We start from the raw sequence: 24,420 nt of genomic DNA, 5'->3' as shown, positions 1-24,420 counted from the left end.
CTGCGGGTGGTGGTGCCGTGCCCACGCCGGCACCGATGCCCGGTCGGTGTCGGGGCGGGCCTTGATACCCGGACGTCCGTGCCACGAACGCTCACGTCTCCCGCACAGTAAGCGCTTTCAGCGCAGCCTAACGACGGACGTCGATGTGGTCAAACCTCGGCCCGCACTGAACGATCCCGCCGCGCCGTCCGTATCCACTGCCGACCGGAACATCGGCCGGAACCGCGATGCCGGAGCGGGCACGAGCACGATTCCTCCAGTCGTCACTTCGCACCGTGGAGGCGGGGCGGCACCCGCCGCGCCGGCCCTCCCGGTCAACCAGAGGAGAGGTGCATGGCCAGGGGTACGCGCAAGACCGCGGTCCTGAAGCTCGGCGGGGTGGGCGCCCTCGCGGCGCTGTTGTTCGCCGGCGGACTGCAACTGGCGTCGGCGGGCGAGAACAACCGCCCGGCCACCACCGCTTCCGCGCAGACCGTGAACTGCCCGACCGTACGCGACAAGCTGCCCGCCGTCCCCGCTGCGGCGTCGGCCCAGGTGGAACGGGAACTGGCCAACCTGGACCAGGAGATCGCCCGGCAGAACGAGCGGCTGGCCCGGCAGGCGGTACGCCCCGAGGGCGGCCCGGCGTTCATCGACAACGCCATCCTCGGCCCGCTGCGCAGCAAGCGCGTCGCCGTGCTCGACCGCATCGAGATCGCCTTCAACCGGATCGGCGCGCAGCGGCCGGACCTGGACGCGCTGGCGGCCTGCTCGCTCAACGCCCCGGGCGTGCCGAGCGCCGTCAACGGCGGTGCCGGCCAGAACGGTGCCGGCCAGAACGGCAACGGCAACGCCGGCGGGCAGAACGGCAACGGTCAGAACGGCAACGGTCAGAACGGCAACGGCAATGCCGGGGGTCAGAACGGCAACGCGGGCGGCCAGAACGGTAACGCCGGCGGCGCGGCGCGGACCGTGAACTGTCCCCGGGTGGCACTGCCCGCCGTCCCGGCCGCGGCCGCGGGCCAGGTGCAGGCCGAACTGGCCACGCTGGACAAGCAGATCGCCGAGGCCGACGCCCGCCTCGCCCGGCTCGCGGTACGCCCCGAGGGCGGACCGGCGTTCATCGACAACGCCATCCTCGGCCCGCTGCGCAGCAAGCGCGTCGCGGCGCTCGACCGCATCGAGATCGCGTTCAACCGGGTCGGCGCGCAGCGGCCGAACCTGGACGGGTTCGCCACCTGCGGCCTGAACTGACAGGCCACTGTCGCGGCCCGGCGGTGCGCATCCGCCGGGCCGCGACGGCGGTCACAACGGCCCGAACACGTCGCCCGGGTCGGCATCCAGCGAGAGAGTCTCCAGCACGGTGAGCAGCTGCCGTTCCTCGTACCGGAAGTGCGACTCCATGATCGCCGCCACGCCCTCCAGGTGCCGGGCCAGTTCCCCGGGCGGTGCGTCGCGGGCCACCGCCGCGCTCAGCCCGGTCAGCAGGTATCCGATCATCGAGTGGTCCTGCCGCAGCCGGTCCAGCGTGCCGCGCAGCTCCGGATGCCGCGCGGCGATCGCCGGGAAGAGGCTGTGGCCCTCGCCCTCGTGATGCGCGGTCAGCGCCGCGCAGAACCCGTGGCAGAACAACAGCAGCTCACGTGTCGCCGGGCGAGCCGGCTCACCGTCGGCGAGCGCCCGCCGGGTCACCGCCAGCGCCTCGCGCAGCCGCTCGTGGACGGCGCGCATCTCCCGGCTCCAGGCCACCAGCCTGGTCTGTTCGCCCTCAGCCACGTGGCGAGGGCGAAGGGACGACGAGTGTCATCGTCGTGCTCCCTTCGATCCGGCGCCTCCATGCCTGACACGGTCTGCCACCGGCACGCGACGCTGGGCGGAGCCTAACCGGCGGAACCGGCGCCATCAAGTAGTGCCAGCGCTATCCCGGTTCGGTAGCTGGCGGTATGGAGCGCGGGGCCGGTTCTGGCGAGGCTCGAGGACGTACCCGTTCACCTCCGTCGAGGAGTTCCCATGACCCGCCGTACCTTCCCGGTCGCCGTCGGCGCCGCGGCCCTGCTCACCGTCACCGCGCTGGGTGTGCCCGCCGCGTCCGCCGCCACCACCGACGCCCGGCGTCCGGCCGCCGACGCGGTCCAGCAGCGACTGGACGGCCTGGTCGCCGAGCACGGCTTCCCCGGGGCGCTGGCCTCCGTACGCCGCGACGGCCGGGTGCGCGACTACACCGCCGGGGTCGGCGACCTGCGCACCGGCGCCGGTATCCCCCGCGACGCCCGGGTGCGGATCGGCAGCAACACCAAGACGTTCACCGCCGTGGTCGTCCTCCAGCTCGTCGGCGAGGGCCGCGTCGACCTGGACGCCACCGTCGAGCGCTACCTGCCAGGCTTGGTGCGCGCCAACGGCAACGACGGGCGGCGGATCACCGTACGCCAGTTGCTGCAGCAGACCAGCGGCCTGCCCGACTACGACGACGTGGTGTTCAGCGAGGCGCAGGACCTGGTGGACCGGCGCAGCGACTACTTCGATCCGCGCCGGCTGCTGGACGAGGCGCTCACCCAGTCGCGGCACTTCCCGCCGGGTGAGAGGTGGGAGTACAGCAACACCAACTTCGTCCTGGCCGGGCTGATCGTCGAGCGGGTCACCCAGCGCCCGGTCGGCGAGGAGATCACCCGGCGGATCATCGAGCCGCTGCGGCTGCGCGACACGTACTGGCCGCAGACCGGCGAGCAGGAGCTGTCCGGCCGGCTGCCGCGCGGATACGTGGCGGTGGAACCGGGCGCGCCGTGGGTCGACGTGACCCGGATGGACCCGTCGCTGGGCTGGGCCGCGGGCCAGCTCGTCTCGACGCCGTCGGACCTGCGCACGTTCTTCGAGGCGCTGCTGGCGGGCAAGCTGCTCGAGCCGGCCCAGCAGGCGGCCCTGACGCGTACCGTGCCGGCGCCCGACTTCGAGCCCAGCGGCGTCTGGGAGTACGGCCTGGGCATCGCCCGGCACGAGCTGCCCTGCGGCGGTCACGCCTGGGGGCACGGCGGTGACATCCAGGGCTTCGAGACGCGCAACCTGTCCACCACCGACGGGCGCAGCGCGGTGGTCGCGGTGACCGGGCTGCCGACGAGCATGGAGATGCTGGAGGCGGTCACCAGCACCGTCGACGCGGCCCTGTGCGGCACCGGCCGCTGATCCCCGGTTCACCGCACGCGCGCCGCCTCCCCCGCGAGGCGGCGCGCGTGCGTGCGTCTACCGCCGGCCGTCGAGGTAGCGCAGCACGGCGGTGACCCGGCGGTCGGCGCGGTCGTCAGGCGGCAGGCTCAGCTTCGCGAAGATGCTGCGGATGTGCTTGTGCACCGCGCCGTCGGTGACGAACAGCCGTTCCGCGATCGCGCCGTTGCCCAGCCCTTCGGCCATCAGCGCCAGCACCTCGTGCTCACGCGGCGACAGCTCGGCCAGCGCGGTGTCCGGCCGCCGGTTGCGGGCGAGCAGCTGCCCGACCACCTCGGGGTCGATCACGCTGCCGCCGTCCGCGACGCGGTGCAGCGCGGCGAGGAACTCCTCGACCCGGCCCACCCGCTCCTTGAGCAGGTAGCCGAGCCCGGAGGCGCCGACCGAGAACAGCTCGGTGGCGAACGCCTGCTCGACGTACGCGGACAGGACCAGCACCGCGAGGCCCGGCCGGCGGCGGCGCGCCTCGACCGCGGCGACGATCCCCTCGTCGGTGTGGGTGGGCGGCATCCGCACGTCGACGATCGCCACGTCCGGCCGGTGCTCGTCCACGGCGGCCAGGAACTCCCCCGGTGTGCCGGCGGTGGCCACCACGTCCAGGTCCTCGGCGCGCAGCAGCAGCGCCAGCCCTTCGCGTAGCAGCGCGTCGTCCTCGGCGATCACGATCCGCATGGCAGCTCCACGTGCATCCTCGTCGGTCCTCCCGGTGGACTCGTCAGCGTCATCCGCCCGTCGTACGCCTCGACCCGGCGGCGGATGCCGGTCAGCCCGGAGCCGCGCGTCTCGTCGGCGTCCCCGCGCCCGTCGTCGGTGACTGTCACGAGCAGCCGGTCCCCCTCCCGGCGTACGGCGACGTCCACCGCGCTCGCGCCGCTGTGCCGGACCACGTTCGTGAGCGCCTCGGCCACCACGAAGTACGCGGTGGCCTCGACCGACGCCGCGCAGCGCACGTCGACGTCCACCGACAGGCGGCACGGCACCGCGCACTCCGCGGCGAGTCCGTCGAGCGCCCCGGCCAGGCCCCGGTCGCCGAGCACCGGCGGCAGGATGCCGCGCACCACCGTACGCAGCTCGCCGAGCGCCTGCTCGGCCGCGTTCTGCGCGCGTTCCAGGATCTCGTCGGCGCGGGCCGGGTCCCGGCGTACCGCCCGCCGCGCTGCTCCGAGCAGCACGTTCACCGCGACCAGCCGGTTCTGCGTGCCGTCGTGCAGCGACCGTTCGATCCGGCGCAGTTCCACCGCGTGGGCGTCGAGCGCGGCGGCCCGGGTGGCGGTGAGTTCGGCGACCCGCAACGACAGGTCGAATCCGGGCGGCGGGGGCAGCAGCCGGCGGCCCGGCCGGGCCTGGATCCGCGCCAGGGCCGGCCCGGCCGCGACCGCGAGCACCAGCCACCCGATGCCGAGCACGCCGACCGCGAGCGCGTCGCCGAGCCCGTCGATGCGCCACCAGCCGATCCCCGGCGCACCGGCGTCCGGCGGCACGAGCCGGTACCACAGCGGGAACGTCATGTCCTGCACGGCGTAGATCGGCAGCGCGAGCGCGATCAGTCCGGCGCCGAAGCCGAGCGTTCCGTGGACGGCCACCCAGCGCAGTTCCCGCCGGACGACCGGGTCGCGCAGCGCCGGGCGCACCCCGGCCGGCGCCGGGCCGGGCGCCGGGACCGGCGGCCCCCACCGGGACAGCCGGGCGCGTTCCCGGTCGGCCACCGACCGCATGGCCTGGAGCAGCCCGGGTACGAGCAGCAGCCCGACCCCGCCGACGCACGCCGCCGCCACCACGACCGTCCCGAGCAACAGGCCGAGCGCCAGCACAGCGGTGCCCAGCCCGCCGACGAGGTGCTCCAGCGCGTCCACCGCGGCGCGGAACCGCCCGCGTACGTACTCCATCCCCGGCCCACCCCCGGCCGCCACGATAGGTCACCGCTGTCGCCGTCCGTCAGGTCCGGGCGCGGAAGGTACAGCCTGCTGTACCCCGGTCGTCGTGCTGGCGGGATCGTTCCCGGCCGGCCGCGCGCCTAGCGTCGAGGTGCAAGGACGTCACCCGAGGAGGCAGCCGTGAACGACCTGGACCGTACCGCCGAGACCACCGCCGAGACCACCGCCGCGACGACGCCCGTCACCCGGATGCGCCCGCTGCTCTGGCTGGTGCTCGTCGTCGGCGTGGTGGCGAACGTGACGCTGTCGAACGTCCTGGACAACCCGTGGGCCGGTTCGGCCTTCGGCGTGCTGGCGCTGGCGTCCGGCGCGGCGCTGGCAGTGAACCACTACCGCAACCGCTGACCCGCTACCGGGCGGGCGACGCCGGGAAGCCGGGCGGGCCGCGACGACGATCGGCCCGCCCTGCGGCGTTCGCCCGCGCCACCTCGTCGCCGGCTGGGCCTCCTGGCGTACGGGCTGCCGCTGCTGGCCGTACTGCTGATCCTGATCGGGTACGCGAGACCACAGCGGTGCCGAGGGCGGCGCGCGGCTGAGCGCGTTAACGCCACCAATCAATTGACATACGACTATGCAAACGCCAGGCTGAGGGAGATTGTTAACGCTAACGCGGCGTCCCCCGCGCGCCCCCACCACCACCGTCCCCCGCCACGGAGGCCGTCATGCCCGCTCCCCTGGTGAACCGCCGATTCCTCCTGCGCACCACCGCCGCGACAGCCGTCGCGGCCACCGCCGGCGCCGCCGCCGGGTCCGTCTCCGCAGGCGGTACGGCACACGCCTCGCTGCCACCCGCCCGCCCCGACATCGGCGTGTCCGCGTACGCGTTCGACCCGGGCCAGGTCCGGCTGACCGCCGGCCGCTGGCAGGACAACCAGAACCGGACGGTCGCCTACCTGCGCTTCGTCGACGTGAACCGGCTGCTCTACAACTTCCGGGCCAACCACCGCCTGTCCACCGGCGGCGCCGCCGCCAACGGCGGCTGGGACGCGCCGAACTTCCCGTTCCGCACCCACATGCAGGGGCACTTCCTGACCGCCTGGGCGCAGGCGTGGGCCGTGCTCGGCGACACCACCTGCCGGGACAAGGCGCTCACCATGGTCGCCGAGCTGGCTCGCTGCCAGGCCAACAACGGCGCGGCCGGGTTCAGCGCCGGCTATCTGTCCGGCTTCCCGGAGTCCGACTTCACCGCGCTTGAGGCCCGGACGCTCAGCAACGGCAACGTGCCCTACTACTGCATCCACAAGACGCTCGCCGGGCTGCTGGACGTGTGGCGGCTGATCGGCAGCACCCAGGCCCGGGACGTGCTTCTGGCGCTGGCCGGCTGGGTCGACCAGCGCACCGGCCGGCTCACCTCGGCCCAGATGCAGGCGATGCTCGGCACCGAGTTCGGCGGCATGAACGCGGTGCTGACCGACATCTACCAGCAGACCGGCGACGGGCGGTGGCTGACTGTCGCCCAGCGGTTCGACCACGCCGCCGTGTTCAACCCGCTCGCCGCGAACTCCGACCAGCTCAACGGACTGCACGCCAACACGCAGGTACCCAAGTGGATCGGCGCGGCCCGGGAGTACAAGGCCACCGGCGTCACCCGCTACCGGGACATCGCCGCGAACGCGTGGGCCATCACGGTCGGCTCGCACACGTACGCCATCGGCGGCAACAGCCAGGCCGAGCACTTCCGCGCGCCGAACGCGATCGCCGGCTACCTGCGCAACGACACCTGCGAGGCGTGCAACACGTACAACATGCTCAAGCTGACCCGGGAGCTGTGGCAGCTCGACCCGGACCGGGTCGCGTACGCCGACTTCTACGAGCGCGCGTTGCTCAACCACATGATCGGCCAGCAGAACCCGGCCGACGCGCACGGTCACGTCACGTACTTCACCCCGCTCAACCCGGGCGGGCGGCGCGGCGTCGGCCCGGCGTGGGGCGGCGGCACCTGGAGCACCGACTACACCTCGTTCTGGTGCTGCCAGGGCACCGGACTGGAGACCAACACGACCCTGGCGGACGCGATCTACTTCCACAACGGCACCACGCTGACCGTCAACCTGTTCGTCCCGTCGGTGCTCACCTGGAGCCAGCGCGGCATCACCGTCACGCAGGCCACGTCATACCCGGTCGGCGACACCACGACGCTCACCGTCACCGGCTCGGTGGGCGGGTCGTGGACGATGCGGATCCGGATCCCGGCGTGGACCAGCGGGGCGAGCGTCAGCGTCAACGGCGTCGCGGCGGGCATCGCCACCACGCCGGGCAGCTACGCCGTCCTGACCCGGGCCTGGACGTCCGGCGACACGGTCACGGTCCGGCTGCCGATGCGGGTCGCCACGGTGCCCGCCAACGACGACGCCGCGGTGCAGGCCGTCACGTACGGGCCGGTGGTGCTCTCCGGCAACTACGGCAACACCACGTTGAGCGGCCTGCCCACGCTGGATCCCGCCTCGGTCACCCGTACCGGCACGGGCAGCCTCGCGTTCACCGCCCGGGCCGACGGCGCCACCGTCAACCTCGGCCCGTTCCACGACGCCCACGGGCACAACTACACGGTCTACTGGCGGGTCGGCGCGGGCGGTGGCGGCGGGGAGGCGAGCTACCGGCTCGCCAACGCGGCGAGCGGGCTGGTGCTCGGCATCCAGAACATGTCCACAGCCGACGGCGGGCTCGCGCTCCAGTGGGGCGACACCGGCACCGCCGACCACGACTGGCAGCTCGTCGTCGACGGGTCGGCGCTGCGGCTGCGCAACGTCAACAGCGGCAAGGTGCTGGGGGTGGAGAACATGTCCACCGCCGACGGCGCGCGGATCCTCCAGTGGGCGGACAACGGCACCGCCGACCACCTGTGGACAGTCGCCGACGTCGGCGACGGCAGCCACAAGCTGCGCAACGTGCACACCGGCAAGCTGCTCGGCATCTCCGGTGGTTCGACCACCCAGGGCGCGTTCGCCGTGCAGGATCCGGACAACGGCAGCCCGGACAACCAGTGGCGGTTCCTGCCAAACGGCGCGCGGCGGATCCAGAACCTCGGCAGCGGGCTGGTGCTCGGCGTGCAGAACATGTCCACCGCCGACGGCGGGCCGGTCATCCAGTGGGGCGACACAGGCACCGCCGACCACCTCTGGACCGCGCTCGTGGACACCGGCGGCTACCTGCGGCTGCGCAACGGCAACAGCGGCAAGGTGCTCGGCGTCGAGGGTGGTTCGACAACGGCGGGCGCCCGGATCGTCCAGTGGGCCGACAACGGCACCGCCGACCACAGGTGGCGGCTGCGGCACGGCGGAGGCGGCTGGTTCCGGATCCAGTGCGCGAACGGGGGCCGGGTGCTCGGGCTCAGCGGCGGCTCCGGCGCCCAGGGCGCGCAGGCGGTCCTCGCCGACGACACCGGGGCCGCGCATCAGCGCTGGCGGTTCTTGTAGAGCACGCGGTGACGGTGGGAGCGGGCGGTCCGCTCCCACCGTCACCGGGATCGACCGTCAGGGCGTCAGGGCCTCCGCGGCCGGCGTCCAGGTCGACTCGTCCCGCACGTCCGCGACGGAGATGCCCTCGGCGATCCGCCGCAGCTCGGCCTGGGGCAGCTGGCCGCCGACGCCCTCGGAGCTGACCTGGACGACGACACTGCCGTCGGCGCTCCAGATGTTGCAGAAGCCGCCTCTGCGGGCCGCCCCCGAATAGCACTTCGCCGCACCGGGCTCCGGTGACTGGTTCGCGCTGGTGCTCGGCGTGACGAAGATGTGGAACCCGTCCCTGATCGCGCCCTCGACCGAGTCGAACGGTGCGGTCAGGCCCGAGGCGGGCAGGGCCGGCCGGGTGTAGGTCGCGCCGCCGTAGTCACCGCCGCGGGCGGCGGCGATGCCGCTCAGGCCGGGCATGGCGTGCGTGCCGATCTGCAGCGGCACGTAACCCCGCGGCACGTAGCCCACAGTGAACGGCAGTGGAGCCGGCCTCGACCGGGCCGGCTTCAGGCCCGTGACCAGGCCGCCCAGGTCGTCGAAGCTCGGCGTCGCCGCGTCGCCGGAGATCGACGTGACGGCCGCCCAGGCGTTGTCGGCGTACTCCCAGGCGAACAGTTTGTTGCCCGGATCCAGCGGGTTGCGGGGGTCGAGGCCGAACGGCAGCGTCGCCCGGACCGCCTTGCGCCCGGCCACGGTGACGTTCTGCCCGTCCTTGATCGCAGCCGGGTCGAAAGCGCCGGGCCGGTAGACGGTCAGGTAGGCCCACAGCGTCGGCTTCGCGTCGGCGGCCGTCTTCTTCTGCTCGATCGTGCCGCCACGCGCCTCGGCCTCGTCCTCGCCGACGGGCTTGTCGTTGGAGGTGTGGCGGTCGGAGTAGACGGAGGCGATCTGGTACGCGGTGGACGCGACGATCGGGTCCTGCACGTGCAGCGTGCCGGCGTCGTACCCCTGGAAGGTGAAGGTGAACGGCGCGGCGTCCGGCCACGCGGCGCCGGCCGGACGCGACGCCGCGGACAGCGCCGGGGTGTCCCCGGCGGTGCGCTTCGCGCCGAGCGTCGGCAGCGTGACAGCGCCGGCGACCGCCACCGCGACGAGGCCCGCCCCGACGGTCGCGAACCGGGTCCGGCGGCGCCGTTCGGCGCGCCTCCCGGCCGCGACGATGTCGTCGACGGTACGGCTCATCGGCGGCTCGTCGCCGGTCACGGCGTCCACCAGTTCACGCAACTGCATTCGTCCACTCCCCTATCGAGGTGCCGGTGAGATTGAGGTGTTCGCCGCCGAGTGACTCGCGCAGCTTCGCCAGCCCACGGGAGACCTGGCTCTTGGCCGTGCCCACCGTGCAGTCGAGGACGGCGGCGGTGTCCTCCAGGCTGAGGTCCAGGTAGTGCCGCAGCACCACGGCGGCCCGCTGCCGCGCGGGCACGGCTTCGAGCGCCGCCCGCAGGCGCATCCGCTCGTCGGTCACCGCCGCCGTGTCGCACACCCTGACGTCCGGCATCGCGTCGCCGGCCGACCGTTCGCGCCGCCAGGGCCGCCGGGTCTCGTCGATCGCGGCCCGGTAGACCATGGTCTTGACGTAGAGATCGGGCCGTTCCAGCTTCCGCCAGCGCGGATAGAGCTTGACCAGCGCGTTCGCCACGGCGTCCTCCGCGGTGTGCCAGTCGCCGCAGGTCATGTACGCCAGCTTGCGCAGCGACGCCATCTGTGACGTCACGAACTCGCGGAACGCTTGTTCGTCTTCGGCTTTCAATCGACTGCCTCCTCGTGACGGAGGTAGAACGGTGACGCCCGCCCGGGACGTTGCACGGGCGGGCGGACCGATTGCGCCGGGGTCGTGCCCCGTCCCGGTCAGTACGGTCCGGGCGGCGGCTCCGGCCACGAGCGGATCATGGTCGCCACCAGCGCCGGATGGTCAGTCGTCCCGCGCATGTCCACCGCGCGGCGGCAGCAGATCGTCACGCCGCCGGACGCCATGATCTGCTGCCGGGCACCGTCGTCGATCCGCCGGTAGCCGACCGGCACGCACGAGCGCACGTCCGGCGTGCCACCGGCGCGCAGGTTGAGGTCACCGCCGAGGACCGTCGGCGCGCTCCCGGCGCCGCCCCGGGTCCCCGGCACCACCGCGCCGAGCAACTGCCCGCACTGCGCCAGCGCCACCCGGCCGCTGGTGTTCGCCAGGTGCGTGGTGCAGGCGTGCAGCCCGTCGCCCCGGACGCAGAGCCACACCCGCTCCTCCGGGTCGGCGAGGTCCTGCGCCGGATAGGTGCCCCGGTGCACGGACGACCGCGCGTCCCGGCCGTCGAGGCGGGTCAGCAGCCCGATCCCGTACGGCTCGCCGTTGTTGCATCGAGTGGGACCGCCGGAGGGACGGTCACCGGCGGCCTGGAACGCGGACACCACGGTGCCGCCGGCGCGGGCGGCCCGCAGCGTCCGCTCCAGCCTCACCACGTCGTCGCGGCAGATCTCGTTGAGCGTGACCACGTCGGGCGCCTCGGCGGCGATCACGTCGGCGGCCCGCGGGACGGCCCGGCCGGTGTAGCAGCCGGCCCGGCCGCTGTTGCACAGGTTCATCTGCAGCACCCGCAGCGTTCCCGAGCCGGTGGCGCCGGCGTCCGAGGATCCAGCCGGCAGCCCGGCCACGACGAGCAGGCACACCACTGCCAGCACCCGGCGGACTCGCCGGGCGAGGTGGGTGGCCGGCTGCGGGGACAGCGGGGCTCCAACGGGGACGGGCGGCGGCGGGCGCCGGTGATCCTATCCCCGGAGCGCCGCCGTCGCCGCCCGGCGCGGCCTACCTCGGTACCGCCCGGAACCACGCCTCCCGGTCGTCCGGGTCGGGCCCGCGCCGGGGCAGTACCGGCGGCTCCTCGCCGGTGACCGGCGCGTAGTGGTCGAAGGTGGTGGTCAGGACCGCCTCGCCGCCGGTGAGGTCGGGCAGGGCGGCGACGACGCGCGGCACCCGGGCGGACGGCAGGGTGCCGCTCACCTCCAGGTAGCCGCCCGCGACGGCGGTGTCGTGGACTACCGCGCCGAGCCGGCCGAGCAGCGCCAGCGCCGTCTCCACCGCGTGCCGCGGCAGGTTGACGTCGAACCGTTCGATCGGCTGGCACACCCGCGTACCGGCCTGCCGCAACGCTGCGGCGACCACGACCGGGGCGAGGTTGCGGAAGTCCGCCGCCACCGTCGAGATCGACTTGTCGAACTTCTGGTGCGGGCGGCTCTGCCGGGGCCAGTAGCGGGACGCCGTCATGGTGACGGTGCAGTCGGTGACCGGCCAGCCGCGCCGGCCCTGCCGCAGCGCGGCCCGTACGCCCTCCTCGGTGGCCGCGACGAACGCCGGGGGTAGCCGGCCCGGCTCGATCCCGGGCCGGAACCCGATGCCGTGCCCGGCCGGTGCGGCCTCGATGCGCAACCCCAGCCCGGCCAGGTACGGGTTGCCGCGTTCCCGTACCCGCTCCTCGGCGGTACCCGTGCCGGCGACCCGTTCGATGCAGGCGGTGAGCGTGCCGGAGAACCGCACCCGGACGCCGTAGCGGTCCTCCATCAGGGCGGCGAGGACCTCCTTCTGGACCTCGCCGTGCAGGCGGATCACCGCCTCCGCCTGCTGCTCGTCGAGGCGCAGGTCCACCAGCGGATCCTCGTCGGCCAGTTCGGCCAGGCCGGCGAACATCGCCAACCGCTGCGCCGGGTCGACCGGCTCGACGACCGCCTGCCGGGTCGGTGGCGGGAACCGGTAGTCGTGCCGCCGTGGCGGGTCACCGATGTGCTGGCCGATCCGGGCGGACACGCCGCGTACCGCCGCGATCTGCCCGGCGGAGACCGACCGGCGCACCAGCACGCCGGCGGGCTCGATGACGGCGATCTCGGTCACCGGCTCCGGACGGCCGTCGCCGAGCCGCACCCGGTCCCGTACCCGCAGGCGCCCGGACCACAACCGCAGCCAGACACGCCGGCCGTGCCCGTCGCGGTCGACGGCGAAGACGGTGCCCGCCGGCGGTCCGTCCCGCGCCTCGCCGTACGGCAGCAGGTCGGCCAGGACGTCGCACAGCCGGCGTACCCCGGCGCCGGTGATGGCCGAGCCGCACACCGCCGGGACCAGGTCGGCGCGGCGCACCGCGCGGCGCAGCGCCCGGCGGACGTCGCGTACGCGGACCGGCCGGTCGGCCAGCCAGCGCGCGGCCACCGCGTCGTCGACCTCCGCCACCTCGGCCACCACCGGCTCGGCGTCGAGGCCCACGGCGTGCACCCGGGCCTCGCGTGTGCCCTGGCCGGTGACAGTGCCTAGCAGGACCGGCCGCGAACCGAGCCGCTGCCGTACCTGGGCGGTCACCCGGTCGACGTCGGCGCCGCCGCGGTCGACCTTGTTGAAGAAGAACACGGTCGGTACGCCGATGCGGCGCAACGCCCGCCAGATGGCGACTGTCTGCGGCTGGACGCCCTCCACGCTCGACACCACGAGCACGGCGGCGTCGAGGACGGCCAGGGAGCGCTCGACCTCCGCGATGAAGTCGGGGTGGCCGGGGGTGTCCAGCAGGTTGATGCTCAGGTCGCCGATGGTGATCGACGTGACGGCCGCCCGGATGGTGATGCCGCGGCGGCGTTCCAGTTCCATCGAGTCGGTCCGGGTCGTGCCGGCGTCGACGCTGCCCGGCTCGGCCACCGCGCCCGCCTCGTAGAGCAGGCGTTCGGTCAGGCTGGTCTTTCCGGCGTCAACATGCGCGACGATTCCGAGGTTCAACAGGGCCAAGGCGGAGCTCCACGGTAGGACGGGCAGGGGTCCGAAGCGTGGTAGCTGCTCGCATGGTCTCTCCCGGTCCTGGTCGTGGTGGCGGCGCCCGCCGCCGGTGTGCAGTCCTACCTTGCCCGTCCGCCGCGATCACCACCACCGAATTCGGGCCGGCTCAGCGCACGGAGGCGGCCGTACTCGGCCAGGGCGTGGAAGGCGGCCTTGGGCGTCCACGAGCCGTCCGGCAGCACGCGCACGATCCCGCGTGACGCCAGGTCGTAGTCGTGCCCGGGGTCGCCGGTGGTCGGCAGGTGCCGGTTCGCGAACGTGTACACGAACGCCGCCTCCGCCCCGCCGGCCTCGTAGTCGCGCAGCAGGTCGACGAGGTAGCGTGCCTGGCCCTCCTCGTCGCGCTCCAGCTCCGCGGTGAGCTTCGCCGCACGGCCGTGCTCGTCGTAGACCACGGGCTCCGTCGCGCCCGCGACGTCGGCCGCGCCACGGTACGTGCAGCAGCCGAACTCGGTCGCCGCGTACGGCTTGCCCTGCCCCACGGCCGCCGCCAGGGACTGCGGGAACACCGCGGAGTTGGTCGCGTCACGGTAGCCGGCGTCGCTGGCGATGATGTCGAAGGCCGTCCAGTCGACGTCCTCTAGCGGGATCGAGGCGTACCCGACGGGGCCGCCGAAGCGCTCCCGCACCGCGGGCACCGCTTCCGCGAGGAAGTCACGCACCGCGGTCCGCGCTGCTGGGACCGCCTCCCGCATCCGCATCGGATCGGTGAACACCGCCATCCGCTCGGTCAGGTCACGACCGGGCAGGAAGCCGTCGGTGAACAGGGAGATCTCGGAACCGGTGAGATAGACGACCGGGGCGCCGTCACGCCGCAGCCGCTCGGCCCGCTCGGCGCCGTCGAGCAGGAACGCCATGAGGCCGTCGCGGTCCAGGCCGTTGGTGAACGGGCAGTACCACACCTCCAACCCCGCCTCGGCCGCCAGCCGCGCGGTCAGCTCCAGCCGGTCCTGCACGCCGCCGGTGACGCGGACCGCGTCGCAGCGCAGCTCGTCGCGGATGACACGCAGGTCGCTGCGCACGACGTCGGCGTCGAAGGGCTCATGGGTGGTGGACCCGGCGCTGACGAAGCCGGTGTCGTAGTTCATGCCGAAGACGCGCATCGAGGACTCCCAACCTTTAGGGTACGCGCCGTACCCTATAAGGTACGACGCGTACCCTGCAAGACATGGGCAGGAGACGACGGGGCGAAGAACTGGCACAGGCGATCCTGCGGGCCGCGGCGGAGGAACTGCGCGAGTCCGGATACGCGGGGATGACGATGGACCGGGTGGCCGCGCGCGCCGGGACCAACAAGAACGCCATCTACCGCCGGTGGCCGCACCGGGCGGCGCTGGGCGTCGCGGCGTACCGCCACCTGTCCGACGCGGCCATGCCGAATCCGGACACGGGCACGCTGCGAGGCGACGCGCTCGAGATGCTCCGGCTGGCGAACGAGACGTGGTCGTCGCCGCACGGGGCCGTCCTGCGCGGCCTGCTCGCCGCCGCGGCCGACGATCCGGAGCTGCTCACGCTCATGCGCGAACGATCCGGCGCCGACACCATGGACCGTGCGTGGATCGGGATGCTGGAACGGGCCGCGGCCCGGGGCGAGGCGCCGGCGGCAGCAGTCCGTCACCGGGTGGCGACGGTACCGATGATGCTGCTGCGCGCCGAGTACGCGATGCGCGGCGTCCCCTCCGTCCCCGACGAGGTGCTGGTCGAGATCGTGGACGACGTGTTCCTGCCCCTGGTGCGCGGTCACGGCTGACGCCACCGTTCATCGGCGGGCCGCCGGCCGTCGCGGTGGCCGGCGCCGGCACGCGGGGCGCGTCAGCCGGGGGCACCGGCCCGGATTCCGTCGACGAGTTCCCGCACGGCCTCCCGGTATTCCGGCTCGGTGTGGTAGCGCCAGTGGCGTTCGACAGGCGGCGGCACGGTGTCCGGCGTCTCCACGACGACGCTGCGCGGGTCCCGCAGCCGGACGTCGACCGCGCCGGCGGCCGGGGGCAGGGGGGCCCGCAGACCCGGGTCGGCGAAGATCGGGCCGCCGATCGGATCGGTGTCGCGCCACAGGTTGCGCCAGCGCCAGCCGACCCGGTCGCCGACGTCGCGCAGCGCCTGCTCACCGAGATACGCCGGGTAGAGGCGGGCGTAGATGCGGTGCAGCGGGCTGCCGTGGGTCAGCAACGCGACGTGGGGCAGGGCCTCCGGCGGCAGTTGCAGGACGGTGGCGGCGGCCAGCACGGAGCCGTGGCTGTGTCCGGAGATCACCACCGGGCCCTGTGCGGCGAGCGCGGTGACCCGCCGAGCCAGCTCCGGCACGGCGCGGGCGGCGTAGCACGGTGGCGCGAACGGGTGCACCGTACGCGGCCAGAACGTGCCCAGATCCCACAGTACGCCGACGAGCCGGCGGGTCTCCGGCGACCGGTACGCCCGGTAGCCCAGGATCAGCAGCCCGATGACGAGCAGACTGATGGCCCAGATACCGACGTCCGTCACGTACGCGGTCAGCACGGCGAGCGTGTCGTGCCGGCGGCCGAGTCGGGCGACGAGCTGGGTGGGGCCGATCCCGATCAGGTCGAGCGCGACGGTGGCGAGCCCGACCGACGAGATCACGAAGAACGCCACGAATGTCGGCCCCAGTTCGTCGGTCACGAAGGACCGGGCGATCGTCGAGCGGACGGCGTCGAGTCGCGGCGTCGCCTCGGCGGGCGCGCCCGGATAGTCGTGTTCGACCACGCGTCGCGCGTACGCCCGCCGCCGGCGGCGCGCCACCGGCAGGGTGACGGCGATCGCCGCGCTGACGACCAGCAGGGCGGCGAGCCCGGCCAGCGCCGCCCACCAGTACCCGACGGGGGGTTCCAGCGGTCCCAGGGCGGGTGGGTTGTTCCGGATCGGGTCGGGGATGCGGCCCCGGTCGAGCTGGTCCGCCGTCCGGAACACGAGCGTGGCCGTGTAGGCGGAGGCGACGGTGACCGACATGGCGGCGACCAGCGGTGTGCCGAGCCCGCGGAGCAGCGCGCGGGAACCGGCCGGCCGGGCGCGCCGGCGCACGAGCGTCACCGCGGCGATCAGGACCAGCATCAGCCCCTGCGCCGCGACCAGACCGGCGACGGCGCCCTCGTAGCCGGGCATCTGTCCGGCCGGCACGGGAACCCCCCGCCGGGACACGGCGTACCCCAGGCTCGACACGGTGGCCACCGCGACCAGGATCCAGACCACGCGGCGCAACGGCCCGGCCCACCCGGCGGGGACGGTCACTGTCAGCAGCCCGGCGCAGAGGACCACGAGACCGGCGGCGAGGCCGAGCATCCCGACGGCGACGGCGCTCCACTGGCCGTGCGACACCGCGACGACGAGGCTGACGCCGACGGTGCCGGCACCGAGACCCACGTGGATCTGGCGTAGCCACGAGGTCATCCGCTCGTCGTGCCAGACCCCGGGGGCGGCGAGACTCCCGGTCGACTCCAGGAACCGCCCGCGCGACGGGGCCGATCCGAAGCCCTCGAAAGCGGCGGCCGACCGCTTCCCGACGGCCCAGAACACCCGCAGCGCCAGCAGCGGGACCAGTGCCAGCACGGCCAGGCGCGGGCCGATCGGCAACGCCACCAGCCACGACAGGTACGGTCTCCCCTCCCGGCACTCGGCGTACGGGACGCACTGCCAGCCGGTCAGGTTCATGGTGACGCCGACCAGCGCCAGCGTGAACGCCACGGTCAGCGACCCGGCCAGCAGGCGGCACAGCCCGCCGAGCAGGCCGTAGCGGTCCACCGGCGTGGAACGCATCCACACCGCCAGGTTGCTCAGCATGAACGGCAGCAGCACCAGCATCGACGCCGTACGCACCGCCACCCCGGCGGTCAGGGTTCCCCAGCGGTACGCCTCCACCACCACCCCGGCCGTCGCGCCACCGGCCGTACCGAGCCCTTCCCGGACCCGGTAGAACCCGGCGTGCCCGTCGCCGGCCACGCGTGCCACGATGGGATGGTCGACGATCGTCTCCGCCGACGCGCCGGACACCCCGTGGACGCGCAGCTCGACGCCTCTGTCGCCGCCGGGTATCTCCACGATCGAAGCGTCACAAAGACGCCCGTCCCGCGCTGCCGAACGCGGAACAGAGCGCCGGGGTCACTGCACGCCGGAGGGCCCCGCCGTAACCGGACGCTGCCCGGGCCGGACCGGGAACCGCACCCCGGTCAGGTTCTCGGAGACGGACCAGAGCCGCTGCTGGACGGCCACCTCGTACGACTGCGGGCTGGAGGTGACCAGCCGGGGGTGGCCCTTCACCTCGTACCGTCCGCCGGGGCCGTAGTACTGGCCGCCGAGCACGGCGGGGTCGGTGGCGGCCCGCAGGGTCGGCAGCGCGCCCATCGCGGGCGTCTGGGTGATCAGCGGCGCGAGCCAGGTGAGCGGGAGCCGCAGGGCCGCCGGGGTGTTGCGGGCGAGTTCGGTGCTGGACATGCCGGGGTGCGCGGCCACCGCGACGGTGGTGCCGTGCGCGGCGAGCCGGCGTTGCATCTCGTACGTGAACATCAGGTTGGCCAGCTTGGACTGCCCGTAGGCGGCGACCCGGCCGTACGAGCGTTCGAAGTGCAGGTCGTCGAAGTGGATCGCGGCCCGGATGCGGTGGCCGACGCTGCTGACCGTCACCACGCGCGAGCCGGGCACCGGCAGCATCAGGTCCAGCAGCAGCCCGGTGAGCGCGAAGTGGCCGAGATGGTTGGTGCCGAACTGGAGTTCGAAGCCGTCCCGGGTGGTCCGCTTCGGGGTGTACATCACCCCGGCGTTGTTGATGAGCAGGTCGATCCGGTCGAACCGGGACCGCAGCGCCGCCGCGGCGGCGCGGACGGAGTCGAGCGAGGTCAGGTCCAGCTCCTGCACGCTCACGTCGCCGGTCAGGCCGGCCGCGGCCCGTTCGCCCTTCCCGACGTCGCGGACGGCGAGCACGACCGAGGCGCCGCGCTCGGCGAGTGCCTTCGCCGTCTCGTACCCCAGTCCGGTGTTGGCCCCGGTCACCACCGCCACCCGCCCGCGCTGATCCGGGATGTCCGCCGTCGTCCACGTCTCGCCCATGCCACGCCTCCACCTAAAGTACCGGAAGTATCTTGCGCCGCAGACATTAAGGTACCTCCGGTACGTTGTCAACGTACCGGAGGTACCTAAGTTAGGCTGGCGGGCGTGACTTTCCAGCGGGCCCGGACCGAGGAGCAGCGGGAGATCCGCCGGCGGGCGATCCTCGACGTGGCGTCGGCGATGCTCGACGAGATGCCTGTCGCCGCCGTCACCCTGAACGAGCTGAGCCGCCGGGTCGGCCTGGCGAAGCCGAACGTGCTGCGCTACTTCGAGTCCCGCGAGGCGGTGCTGCTGGAGCTGCTGGACCGCTACCTACGGGAGTGGCTCACGGATCTGGCCGACGAGCTGGCCGACGGCGTCGACGCGGGCCTGCCGATGGCCGAGCGGGCGACCGCCGTCGCGGGGATCGTCAGCCGCTCACTCGCCCACCGGTCGGTGATGTGCGACCTCTTCGGCGCGCAGGGCAGCGTCCTGGAGCACAACGTCTCCGTCGAGGTGGTGGCGCGTTACAAGCGCGCCTCCCTGGACCGCCTGGCCACCATGACCGACCTGGTGCGCAAACACCTGCCCGAGCTGGGCGGGAACGCGACGCTGTTCAGCCTCCAGACCATGGTGCTGGCCGGCGCGCTGTCGGCGTACAGCACACCGCCGCCGAGCCTCGCGGCGGCCTACCGGGCCGAGCCCGACCTGGCCCGCCTGCACCTGGAGATGGCGGACTCTCTGACCTTGGCCCTGACCGCGACCCTCCTGGGCGTGCTGCCGCGCGACTGACCGGCTGACCGGCTGACCCACCGACCACCGGCCGGCGGGCCAGCCGGATCGTCAGCACCAGGTCAGCGTCGAGTTGACGCGCGTGACGTTGCTGATCGTGTTGTTCGCGCCGCCGCACGGGTTCTGGGTGATGTTCGTGTTGGTGACCGTCAGGTTCTGGAAGCGGATGCCGGAGGAGATCGGGAACTCGGTCCGCGAGGCGATCCGCACCTCACCACCGCCGGTCACCGTGCCGGACACCCCGGCGATGGTGACGTTGTAGCAGTTCTCCACCAGGATCGAGTTGTTGCCGGTGTTCGAGATGGTCACCCGGTCGATGACCGCGCCGCCGGACTCCGAGACGCAGAAGATCCCCCGGCCACCGCCGGACGCGATCACCGTGCCGACCCGGATGTTCGTCGGGTACGAGCTGCCGATCCGGCCGTTGCGGTTGGCCATCCGGAACGCCGCGTACCCGGTCCCGGTGCCGGCGCCCTGCGCGTCGACGGTGCCCACCGTGGCGTTGATCGTGTCGTTGAGCAGCAGGCCGGAGTAGCCGGTGTTGCGCGCGGTGACGGTGCCGATGGTCAGGCCGTCCACGCCGTACGTCTCCACGCCGTGCGCGCCGGTCCCCGACACGTACACGGTGTCGATGCGCACGTTGCGCACCTTGACCGCCCGGTCACCGCCGTGGTTGTCGATCCGGATCCCCAGGCCGCCGGACAGCCGCATGTCGATCTGGCCGAGCGTCAGGTTGTTCACGTTGCGCATGAAGATCCCGTACAGCGGCGCGCCGGTGAGGGTCAGGTTCTGCACCTCGACGTCGGTGGTCCCGCGCGAGTAGACGGGCGCGTAGTCACCCGACCCGGAGCCGGTCACGTCTATCGTGCCGCAGACCGCGAGCGTCGTGTACGACGGCAGCGACAACCGCGCCCCCGCGCTCATCGACCCGGAGCCGCGCACCACCACCCGCTGCTTGGCGGTCCGGCCGGCCGGCAGCGAGTTCACCGCGGCCTGCATAGCCGACAGCATGTCCGCACCGGAGTACACGGTCGACGATCCGTTGCGGGCCGTCCAGGTGCCGCCGTTGAGCACGGCCTCGGCCTGGTAGGAGCCGCTGCCGCATCCGGTGGACGGCGGCGCGGTCGTCGGTGTGCCGCCGGCGCCCACCCGGACCATCTGCCACTGCTGGTTGGTGCCGTTGAGATCGGCGTACTGGCTGACCCGGGCGCCGTCGGCGGTCGACCTCTCCCAGACCTCCAGCGCCTTGCCGGAGTGCCTGTTGATCAGCCGGATGTAGCCGCCGTCCGAGTCGCGCACCTGGAACTGCTGGTTGGTGCCGTTGAGATCGGGCCACTGCCGGTACTCCGCGCCGTCCGCGACGTTCCACTCCCACAGGTCGACCACCTTGCCGCTGTGGCGGGCCCGCAGGCGGTAGTAGCCGCTGCCGGAGGAGACGAACTGGAACTGCTGCCACTCGCCGTCGTTGCGGGACCACTGCTGGATCGCCGCGCCGTCGCTGGTCGAGGTGTCCCGGACGTCGAGGACCTTGCCGCTGTTGCGGTTCACCAGCACGTACCAGGCGCTGGTGTCGATGGTGGCCGCCTGCGCCGACGGCGCGGCCACGACGGCGACGCCGATCACGGCGGCCAGCGCCGCCACCAGGGCCGATGCCAGGCCGGCCCGCCGGCCCCGGCGGGCGCCGAGCGGCGACGTCACTGCGGGGTTGAGCATCGTTCGACCTCCGAGAAGGGGTACGCCGGGTACGGCGCAGCGGTTGTCGGGGCGCCGGCCGGATCAGTACACGTAGGGCCAGGCGGCGGCGTCGTAGCCGATGCGGTTGACGCCGAGCAGCGACGCGCCGTCGTCGGCGTAGTAGTGGTAGAAGAGGACGTCGCCGTCGGTGTCGGCGAGGACCGCCTGGTGGCCGGGGCCGTGCACGCCGCCGTGCGAGGCCAGGATCTGCGTGCCGCCGCCGGAGAGCATGTCCCGGCCCGCGCGGTCCACGAACGGCCCGGTGGGGCTCGCCGAACGACCGACCATGATCCGGTACGTGCTGGCGGCACCCTGGCAGCATCTGTCGAACGAGACGTACAGGTAGTACCAGGCACCCCGCTTGACCAGGACGGGCGCCTCGATGCCGGGGCCGTAGGCGGCCAAGCTGTGCATGGTGCTGCCGAGCCGGCGTCCGGTGGCCGGGTCGATCGGGATCATCTTGATGCCGGACCAGAACGAGCCGAAGGTGAGCCACCAGCGGCCCTGGTCGTCGACGGTGAGGTTCGGGTCGATGGCGTTGAACTGGTCGGTGGTCCACGACTCGACGACCACCCCCTCGTGGGTCCAGCTCCCGGCGTTGCCGGTGGCGCTGGTCGCGAGGAAGATCGCCGAGCGGTTGGAACCGAACGCCGACGCCGAGTAGTACAGGTAGTAGCGCCCGTTGCGGTACGACAGGTCCGGCGCCCACAGGTTGCGCGCTCCCCCGGTGTACGCGGTCGTCCACGGCGCGCCGCCGGGGAAGACGGCACCCGCGTCACGGAAGGCGATCCGGTCGGCGGAGGTCTTCAGCGCGACGCCGTCACCGGTGTGCGCGACGAGGTAGGTGCCGTCGGGTCGTTTGACCACCGTCGGGTCGTGGACGCCGATGTCCCCGGTCACCCGGCCGGGCTGCGGGTAGGCGGGCGCCGGGGTGGTCGGTGCCGGGGTCGTGGGTGCCGGTGTGGTGGGTGTGCCGCCGCCCAGCCGGATCATCTGCCACTGCTGGTTGGCGCCGTCCAGGTCGGTGTAGCCGGCCAGCCGCCCACCGTCGGCGGTCGACCACTGCCACACGTCGACGACCTTGCCCCACTGCCGGTTCACGAACCGCACGAACCCGCCCGCGGAGTCCTGCAACCGGAACTGCTGGGTGGCCGACGACCGGTCGGTGCTCTGCACGAGCTGGGTGCCGTCGCCGCCGCTCGGCAACTCCAGCACCTTCCCGCTGTGCCGGGACCGCACCTTGTAGAACCCGCTGCCGGCGTCCACGAACTGCCACTGCTGCACGGCGAGGTCGTTGTGCGCCCACTGGTTCACCGGCGCGTTCTCCGCCGTCGACCAGTCGTACAGGTCCATCGCCTTGCCGCTGTGCCGGTTCACGAAGACGTACGACGCGGACGTGTCGACTGTCGCCGCCGACGCCGGGGGCATCCCGGCCACCACCCCCGCGGCGAGGACGGCCGCCGCCGCGACCACGACCCCGGCCGTACGCCTCGTCCGAGCGGTCCCTGTCACCGAAACCTCCTGCGCTCGGCCGCCTCCGGCCGGCTGTGGCGGCTCGCCTCGCCCGTGACGCTCATGGCAACGGCATTACCGCCGGGTTACGGCAATGTTCTCGTTAACATAGACGAGTGTCAAGGTAATGGAGGCATCGATCGCCCTGCGGCGGGCGCCTCCGGCAGCTACCGCGGTCCGGTCGAGCCCGGGTCGGCAGTCGCGTCGACGATGGAGACGGGCGTGCCCAGCTCCACGGTGCGGGACACGGTGCAGAGCCGGTCGTGCGACTGCCGCAGCGAGCGAGGCAGCATCTCGCGGGCCCGGTCACCGTCCGCGCCGTCCGGGAACGTCACCGCGAACGTGACGGTGAGGTTCTCCATCCGGTTCCCGGTCTCCGGGTCGCGGATCTTGTCGCCGCTCACCGTGACGGCGAACCGGGTCGGTTCGGCGCGACGGCTGGTCACGTGGTCGACGTCCACAGCGGTGCAGCCGCCGAGGGCCGCCAGCAGCAGTTCCACCGGCGTGAAGGTCGCGTCCTCCCCCGTACCCATCGACAGTTCGCCCCCACGGGCGTTGCGCGCCACGTATCTGCCCACGCTGGTGCGCTCGATCTCCACCGACCGGAAGGTGTCGTCACTCATACGACGAACCTACCGAGAAGCGTTCCGCGAACGTGCGGTACACCGGGGTACCCGGCAGCCCGTCACGCACGGCGAACACCACGAGGTCGAACCGGTCGACCACCCGGAGCGCGTCGGCGAACGCACCGGCCACCGTCAGCGGGTCGTTCCGGAACACCCCGCACCCCCACGCGCCCAGCACCACCGTGCGATGCCCGTGCGCGGCAGCGACCTCCAGCACGCGGCGGGCCCGCCGCGCCAGCACCGCCGGCACGTCCGCGGCGTGCTCCGGCTGGTTGCGCACGATCGCGCCCAGGTTCGGCGCCGCCGCGGTCAGGAAGGACGTGGTGTACGCCCGGTCGAGCAGGTCTCCCTTGTCGTCGCGGAACACCGGCACGCCCGGGGAGTAGACGACCCGGTCGCTGTACCGCAGATCCCGCTGCCCCCTGTGGAAGGCGTAGAAGTCGGGTGCCGCGAGCAGACAGGGGTACAGCGCGGACGAGCGGGCGATGCTCTCCTCCTGCGCCTTCGCGCCGCCCAGGAACCCGCCGCCCGGGTTCTTCGCCGACGCGAACACCAGACACGCCGCCCCGGGCCCGAGCCGGCGGGCCGCCTGCAACGTCGACTCGTGCGTCACCTCCACGTCGCCGGCGCCGGGCGTCGCACCGTCGAGGTGGAGGACCTCGTCCGGCAGGTGCTCACGGGTGCCGTCGACCGCGGCGCGTACGGCCGCGTCGATCGCGATGTCCTCGCCGGCGTCGTTGCGGTATCGCCCCGCTTCGGCGATCGCTACCGTCTGCCGGGCGATCTCGCGGAGGCGGCTGCTCATCCGGCACACCCGTCGATCTCATGCATGATCGGCAATCTAGGCAGTCCCCGGCGCGCACGCCAACCGATTAGCGGCCGCCGGAGTTCCGGGGTCCGGCGGCGCCTCACCGTCTGCCATCGAACAGCCGCGTTCCACCTACTGACCGAACGTGTAGCGCAGGTTCGCGTTGATCAGCTGGTTGAGGCGCTTGCGCAGGTGCCCCAGGAGCGACGGGTCGGGCAGGGGCTCGGCGACGAGCAGCGTCCAGCGCAGCCGGGTGCCTCCTCCGCCGTCGGGCACCAGGTCGAAACGCACCTGCGCATCCGGTCGCCCGGTCCACAGCGACGACCAGACGACCACACGCGGATGCTCGGCGTGGAGGATCCGAGGCGGCTGCTCGTCGTCGAGCAGCCGCAGCCACGGACGCGCCGGGTCACGGTCGGGCTCGGTGAGCGCCTCGAAGACGACGGCCGGTGGGGGTGGCTGGGTGCGCGCACGGCTACCGGCTTCGATCATGCCCCAGACTAGCGGGGGAACGGTCCTGCGAGCGGGACGGCCGGCG

The 24,420-nt window shown here is 73.1% G+C and carries 21 protein-coding genes and 1 pseudogene; 6 read left to right on the top strand and 16 right to left on the bottom strand.

The genetic code is table 11. The annotated features are described in order from the left end of the window. The first annotated feature begins 333 nt into the window (after positions 1-333). Positions 334-1,233 carry a hypothetical protein gene (locus NMK34_RS13255; protein ID WP_318333626.1) on the top strand — a complete coding sequence of 300 codons (900 nt, stop codon included), beginning with the start codon at positions 334-336 and terminating at the stop codon, positions 1,231-1,233. Positions 1,234-1,284: 51 nt separating this feature from the next. On the opposite strand, the gene NMK34_RS13250 is transcribed toward NMK34_RS13255, so the two are convergent. After that, positions 1,285-1,755 carry a hemerythrin domain-containing protein gene (locus tag NMK34_RS13250; RefSeq protein ID WP_318333625.1) on the bottom strand — a complete coding sequence of 157 codons (471 nt, stop codon included), beginning with the start codon at positions 1,753-1,755 and terminating at the stop codon, positions 1,285-1,287. A gap of 234 nt (positions 1,756-1,989) precedes the next feature. Here NMK34_RS13250 and NMK34_RS13245 point away from each other — a divergent pair, with 234 nt between their 5' ends. After that, the gene (locus NMK34_RS13245; RefSeq protein ID WP_318333624.1) at positions 1,990-3,156 is read left to right on the top strand and encodes a serine hydrolase domain-containing protein; all 1,167 of its coding nucleotides are present in this window, start codon (positions 1,990-1,992) and stop codon (positions 3,154-3,156) included. 57 nt (positions 3,157-3,213) lie between these two features. On the opposite strand, the gene NMK34_RS13240 is transcribed toward NMK34_RS13245, so the two are convergent. Next, positions 3,214-3,867, bottom strand: coding sequence for a response regulator transcription factor (locus tag NMK34_RS13240; RefSeq protein ID WP_194799918.1), 654 nt, complete (start codon positions 3,865-3,867; stop codon positions 3,214-3,216). Further along, positions 3,855-5,081: a sensor histidine kinase gene (locus NMK34_RS13235; protein WP_318333623.1), complete on the bottom strand. Its 1,227-nt coding sequence runs from the start codon at positions 5,079-5,081 to the stop codon at positions 3,855-3,857. Before NMK34_RS13235 ends, NMK34_RS13240 begins: the two co-directional genes overlap by 13 nt. 168 nt (positions 5,082-5,249) lie before the next feature. Between NMK34_RS13235 and NMK34_RS13230 the strand changes: the two genes are divergently transcribed. Then, positions 5,250-5,474, top strand: a complete 225-nt coding sequence (locus NMK34_RS13230) for a hypothetical protein (RefSeq protein ID WP_318333622.1) — start codon at positions 5,250-5,252, stop codon at positions 5,472-5,474. Positions 5,475-5,733: 259 nt separating this feature from the next. Here NMK34_RS13230 and NMK34_RS30915 read toward each other — a convergent pair. After that, positions 5,734-5,874 (bottom strand): annotated as a pseudogene (locus tag NMK34_RS30915) (hypothetical protein); the annotation flags it as partial. Here NMK34_RS30915 and NMK34_RS13225 point away from each other — a divergent pair. After that, positions 5,807-8,545 carry a beta-L-arabinofuranosidase domain-containing protein gene (locus NMK34_RS13225; RefSeq protein ID WP_412098876.1) on the top strand — a complete coding sequence of 913 codons (2,739 nt, stop codon included), beginning with the start codon at positions 5,807-5,809 and terminating at the stop codon, positions 8,543-8,545. The pseudogene NMK34_RS30915 and the gene NMK34_RS13225 overlap by 68 nt on opposite strands. A gap of 57 nt (positions 8,546-8,602) precedes the next feature. Here NMK34_RS13225 and NMK34_RS13220 read toward each other — a convergent pair whose 3' ends face one another. From NMK34_RS13220 to NMK34_RS13200, 5 genes are all read right to left on the bottom strand, one after another. Then, positions 8,603-9,811, bottom strand: coding sequence for a hypothetical protein (locus NMK34_RS13220; RefSeq protein ID WP_318333620.1), 1,209 nt, complete (start codon positions 9,809-9,811; stop codon positions 8,603-8,605). Next, positions 9,798-10,331: a SigE family RNA polymerase sigma factor gene (locus tag NMK34_RS13215; RefSeq protein WP_318333619.1), complete on the bottom strand. Its 534-nt coding sequence runs from the start codon at positions 10,329-10,331 to the stop codon at positions 9,798-9,800. Before NMK34_RS13215 ends, NMK34_RS13220 begins: the two co-directional genes overlap by 14 nt. Positions 10,332-10,429: 98 nt before the next feature. Beyond that, positions 10,430-11,248, bottom strand: coding sequence for an endonuclease/exonuclease/phosphatase family protein (locus tag NMK34_RS13210; protein WP_318333618.1), 819 nt, complete (start codon positions 11,246-11,248; stop codon positions 10,430-10,432). A 124-nt stretch (positions 11,249-11,372) separates the two neighbouring features. Continuing rightward, on the bottom strand, positions 11,373-13,328 hold the full coding sequence (locus NMK34_RS13205) for a translation factor GTPase family protein (RefSeq protein WP_318333617.1): 1,956 nt from the start codon (positions 13,326-13,328) through the stop codon (positions 11,373-11,375). 107 nt (positions 13,329-13,435) lie between these two features. Further along, positions 13,436-14,479 (bottom strand): hypothetical protein, encoded by a 1,044-nt coding sequence (locus tag NMK34_RS13200; RefSeq protein ID WP_318333616.1) that lies wholly within the window; start codon positions 14,477-14,479, stop codon positions 13,436-13,438. Positions 14,480-14,544: 65 nt separating this feature from the next. Here NMK34_RS13200 and NMK34_RS13195 point away from each other — a divergent pair, with 65 nt between their 5' ends. Continuing rightward, positions 14,545-15,126, top strand: a complete 582-nt coding sequence (locus NMK34_RS13195) for a TetR/AcrR family transcriptional regulator (RefSeq protein ID WP_318333615.1) — start codon at positions 14,545-14,547, stop codon at positions 15,124-15,126. 62 nt (positions 15,127-15,188) lie between these two features. Here NMK34_RS13195 and NMK34_RS13190 read toward each other — a convergent pair whose 3' ends face one another. After that, positions 15,189-17,426, bottom strand: a complete 2,238-nt coding sequence (locus NMK34_RS13190; RefSeq protein WP_318333614.1) for a hypothetical protein — start codon at positions 17,424-17,426, stop codon at positions 15,189-15,191. A 60-nt stretch (positions 17,427-17,486) separates the two neighbouring features. Further along, positions 17,487-18,431, bottom strand: coding sequence for an SDR family NAD(P)-dependent oxidoreductase (locus NMK34_RS13185; RefSeq protein WP_318333613.1), 945 nt, complete (start codon positions 18,429-18,431; stop codon positions 17,487-17,489). Between the two features lie 105 nt (positions 18,432-18,536). On the opposite strand from NMK34_RS13185, the gene NMK34_RS13180 reads away from it, so the two are divergent. Beyond that, positions 18,537-19,202 (top strand): TetR/AcrR family transcriptional regulator, encoded by a 666-nt coding sequence (locus tag NMK34_RS13180; RefSeq protein WP_318333612.1) that lies wholly within the window; start codon positions 18,537-18,539, stop codon positions 19,200-19,202. Between the two features lie 51 nt (positions 19,203-19,253). Here the strand turns inward: NMK34_RS13180 and NMK34_RS13175 are convergent, their stop codons facing one another. The 5 genes from NMK34_RS13175 to NMK34_RS13155 form a co-directional block, all read right to left on the bottom strand. Then, positions 19,254-20,915 carry an RICIN domain-containing protein gene (locus tag NMK34_RS13175; protein WP_318333611.1) on the bottom strand — a complete coding sequence of 554 codons (1,662 nt, stop codon included), beginning with the start codon at positions 20,913-20,915 and terminating at the stop codon, positions 19,254-19,256. Between the two features lie 63 nt (positions 20,916-20,978). Next, positions 20,979-22,448, bottom strand: coding sequence for a family 43 glycosylhydrolase (locus NMK34_RS13170; protein ID WP_318333610.1), 1,470 nt, complete (start codon positions 22,446-22,448; stop codon positions 20,979-20,981). Between the two features lie 167 nt (positions 22,449-22,615). Further along, entirely contained in the window at positions 22,616-23,071 is a 456-nt protein-coding gene (locus NMK34_RS13165; protein ID WP_318333609.1) for an OsmC family protein, read from the bottom strand. Further along, a complete protein-coding gene (locus NMK34_RS13160) occupies positions 23,064-23,879 on the bottom strand; it encodes a TIGR02452 family protein (RefSeq protein ID WP_318333608.1) in 816 nt (271 codons plus the stop codon). The genes NMK34_RS13165 and NMK34_RS13160 overlap by 8 nt, the downstream gene beginning before the upstream one ends. Positions 23,880-24,014: 135 nt before the next feature. Then, positions 24,015-24,374: a hypothetical protein gene (locus NMK34_RS13155; RefSeq protein ID WP_318333607.1), complete on the bottom strand. Its 360-nt coding sequence runs from the start codon at positions 24,372-24,374 to the stop codon at positions 24,015-24,017. Between the last annotated feature and the right edge of the window lie 46 nt (positions 24,375-24,420).

It is taken from the genome of Micromonospora sp. BRA006-A (assembly GCF_033433935.1).
GTDB classification, from domain to species: domain Bacteria; phylum Actinomycetota; class Actinomycetes; order Mycobacteriales; family Micromonosporaceae; genus Micromonospora; species Micromonospora aurantiaca.
The sequence above is the reverse complement of the archived record's forward strand: the minus strand, read 5'-3'. Positions and strand labels throughout refer to the sequence as shown.